At 40.0% G+C, this 3,570-nt stretch carries 2 protein-coding genes; both read right to left on the bottom strand.

What is annotated here, in order from left to right; all coding sequences use genetic code 11:
- Positions 1 to 87: 87 nt before the first annotated feature.
- The gene (locus tag NG798_RS27050) at positions 88 to 813 is read right to left on the bottom strand and encodes a competence protein CoiA family protein (RefSeq protein ID WP_261226822.1); all 726 of its coding nucleotides are present in this window, start codon (positions 811 to 813) and stop codon (positions 88 to 90) included.
- A 535-nt stretch (positions 814 to 1,348) separates the two neighbouring features.
- A partial coding sequence (locus NG798_RS27055; RefSeq protein ID WP_261226823.1) for an NACHT domain-containing NTPase occupies positions 1,349 to 3,570 on the bottom strand: 2,222 nt, incomplete at its 5' end.

The raw sequence follows: 3,570 nt of genomic DNA on the forward strand, positions 1-3,570 counted from the left end.
TTTATTACATCGCCTCTTAAATGAAGGAGAGTTAATTATTAACTGGGATAGAAAAATTAACAATAAAGGAAATAATTTTATCCCAGTTTAAATGTGTAATAGCTTACCGCTTTTGAGTACGATGAACATCCCCATTTTTGTCGGGCATTCTTTGTCTTTGCAGTAAAAGCTAACGTCGGGTTTTATGTCCAAATTAATGAATTTGACTTTTGGATCGCTTTGTCTGATTAATCGTTGGTGGATAAAATCTATATCTTCCTCGCTTTTTATCTGTATTTCAATAATCTTAAAGGAAGAATTCACTTTTTTTTCGCTCAAAAAATGAGTGACCGCTATTTCAACAAATAACTTTTGAATTCCGGAATCATTACTGAGTAAAACATCTGGGATGAACTCTCCCTCTCTAGTTTCAAGGGATACCCTGGTATATCTTTTTGTTAAGTCAAAAGGTTTTTCTATTATTTCTAGCGTGCAGGTGGTTCCAAAAAAAGTTTCGTAAGTATTACAAATCTGGGGAATTTCTAATTCTAGCTCAAACGGACTTCGAGTATCCAGACATTTTTGATACTCCTGAACAAACAAGTTTTTAACCAGTTTGTGTAAATAAGTTTCTTCGGAACAACTAGCAATATATTTGTGAGCAAAATGCTTACTTCTGATTTTTCCAAGTTTAGGGATTAGGATATTCTCACAAGAAATACAAGTGAAAGCTTGATTTCTCAAGCCAGGAGTACGTTCTAAGTCTCCTATATAAACCGTCTGATTTTCAGAATTTAAAGCATATTTATACTGAATAGCCTTTTTCGATTCCATTTCACACCTATTGATCTCGAACTTCTAAAAACTTAACCGTTGCACTGCTTTACGCTTCGTTTCCTCCTAAATTGTAAACAAGACCGCTCAAGATAGAAAGAATGATTACCCGGTTTTTATAAGTACAGACGTTCCTTAAAGTTGACTTTTTTACAAGATTAGCAGGCATTATTTCAAATAATTACTAAACCGGCCAGATACTTTGCGTTGACAAAAAGTTTCAAGGATTGCCAAAAAAGTAGAAATTCCCAAGATTGCCTTGCCCACTGCGTCAAAACCTAAACCGGCCACCTTCCAAACCCGGATCGGTAACTCAGTTATAATTACCCCAAACAGCACGAAAGCTTATTATGCCGGTGAAAAGGAGGGGCATATTGGCTCTGTTGATTGCTTATTACCTGTGATCGCACGATGTAACTTCTCACCATTTGCATCAGATACCGGCAAGATAGCGAATGTAACCATGTTTTTACTTGAGGATATATTGCTCAACAATTATTTCATCTTTACTCCTTGGGGAATCTGGTTGTTGAGTTCAAGGGTGATTGCTTGATGAGATAGAATAAATAGCTTCTCTACGCTTTCGCAATTCCTCAACAAAGTTCATAGCACCTTCGTAAACTTCATCGCGATTGAGCGCACCCTCTTTAACCAATTTCTCCATTTGTTCTGTGAAAGTCGTTAAAAGATCTATTACCGGTTTATTAGATCCAGAATGAAGTAGTACCCATTCACGAGTTCCCACTAACCAATCCTGTAAGACTTCACTGCTATCATTGTTAGACAAAATCTGAAGAATCGTTGCATATTCATTAGAATTTGGAATGCACTGTGAATAGGAGTTGGAGCTATATAAGCGAACGGCGATAGACATTAAAACAATTGGCACTAATCCACCAGCAGAAGGGCAAGCTTCCTTATAAGCTTCTACAACAAGTTCAAGCTGTGGTGAATCTTTTTCTGTGACAACTGTAGTGAATACACATTTCGCAACCCAATATAGCCAGTCTATAGAGGGAGCACTGTTGGGACAAGGAGCTATTAGACAAGTTTTCCATTCCTCTATCGTTCGTACTCTTGTAACGCAGAACATCCATAAAAGATCCCGAATCTCTCCCTTGCCATTAACGCTATCTGGCCAAATAAGAGTACCATCTTCTACGGCACGTGCCACAAGGATATCAAAGCGTTCATGCGATGATACAACACTTCGTAACTCAAATGTTGGGATTGTCAGCCTGTTATGCTTCTTTTCAGGATGCTCTGGATATCCCCAAGAAAAATTTTTGTTCCAAGGAATAGACTTTGGATGTGCGGAAACTATCGTCAACAGTAACTTACGGCGAATTTCTATTGAAAATCTTTCATATTGATCTGTAAGGATACCGTAGGCCAAATTCCATGCTTTGATACTACTACATTCCTGAATAAACGACTCTAAATCAGCTACTGGCGCAAGTCCTGCCCATAGGAAAGTTACTGTATTCCATCGGTCATTATCACGATGTTCAAATAAACAGAAGCGGTCTATCCTACGTCCACTTTCATCTCGCTGATCTCCTTGTAAGACAGATTCTGCAACTAAATACTCCGCGACACTTTTATGTACAAAGCTATAAATACCAGGCCCAATAATAAGGCCCGATCGCTCTCGGAGTCCTGCAAGAACCTCCTCTTCAGGTAAAGAAACATTTATTTTCTGGAGTAATCCTTGCACTAGCTCTAATCCAGCAGGTTCATCAAGTTGATCTTGTCCCCTGAGAAACATTTTTAAGGCCAAACCTCGCATGATTTGTCGCTTTTCTTCTAAGGAAAGTTGAACAGTTGTTGCCGCTACCTTACGACGATCGTCCCATAAGCCCAGCATACCCTCGACATACCGCCGATAAAGCTGTGAGCGCCCACTAGGAAGGCTACCATCCAGATGATGAACCATTAACAGAGTCGAAAGTAGAAGTGGGTTACCTGTAAGCGGTTCAATAGTGGGATCTTTACGCCAACTTGCAGCAAGATTGCTAGCATCAACTACACGATCACTTTCTGGCAGCAATGATGTATGTGTGTACCACCGTTGAATGTAGTCAACAATCCGCTCTTCATCGAACGGTTCTATAGTCCAGCACTGCCAGTTTGTACTTAAACGCTCCAGATGGTCAGTTGTTAAAGGGCGAGAAGTTAGAATAAAGGAACACTCCCGCACCGCCGTGTTCAACTCCACAATCCAGTCATAAACCTTCTCTCGTTCGCTAGGGCGAATTTCATCAAAACCATCGAGAATGAAGACTATCTGCTTTGCCTTAAGCCATTCGCCGATGCGCTCTCCTGTAAGTTCTTCTGCTAAATGTTGACCTGCTGCTTCTCGGATTAATTCATGCAAAGACAACAAGGTCTCACTGGAGAAACGGCGTAACTCAACTCGAACACAAATACCAGTCCACCGAGTACTTAAAGCCTCTCTTTGCAACCACTTTGCCCAAGTGGATTTTCCCGCACCAGGTTGACCAATCACAATTGCCCGATGACTTTTGAACGTGAACAAATCAAAACTTTCATCAGGTTCCCCTACAACTCTTGCTTGCTTTTTATCGGCATTACTTTTTATCTCTTCTTTGATCTGAGGGTGTACGAAAAAGTTATCAAACTTACCTGCAAGGGGCCGATCAGCCCTTAAGCCCGTAAGATCTATAGCAATCCTAAATAGGTTGTGAAAAAATTCCATACTCATAAAGTTTCGGGAAATCAAATATTTGACCATCA

It is taken from the genome of Ancylothrix sp. D3o (assembly GCF_025370775.1).
Taxonomy (GTDB): Bacteria; Cyanobacteriota; Cyanobacteriia; order Cyanobacteriales; family Oscillatoriaceae; genus Ancylothrix.

What these genes read in the sequence shown, in the direction of transcription:
- NG798_RS27050 (WP_261226822.1), bottom strand. Translation starts at nt 813, where the DNA reads ATGGAATCGAAAAAGGCTATTCAGTATAAATATGCTTTAAATTCTGAA.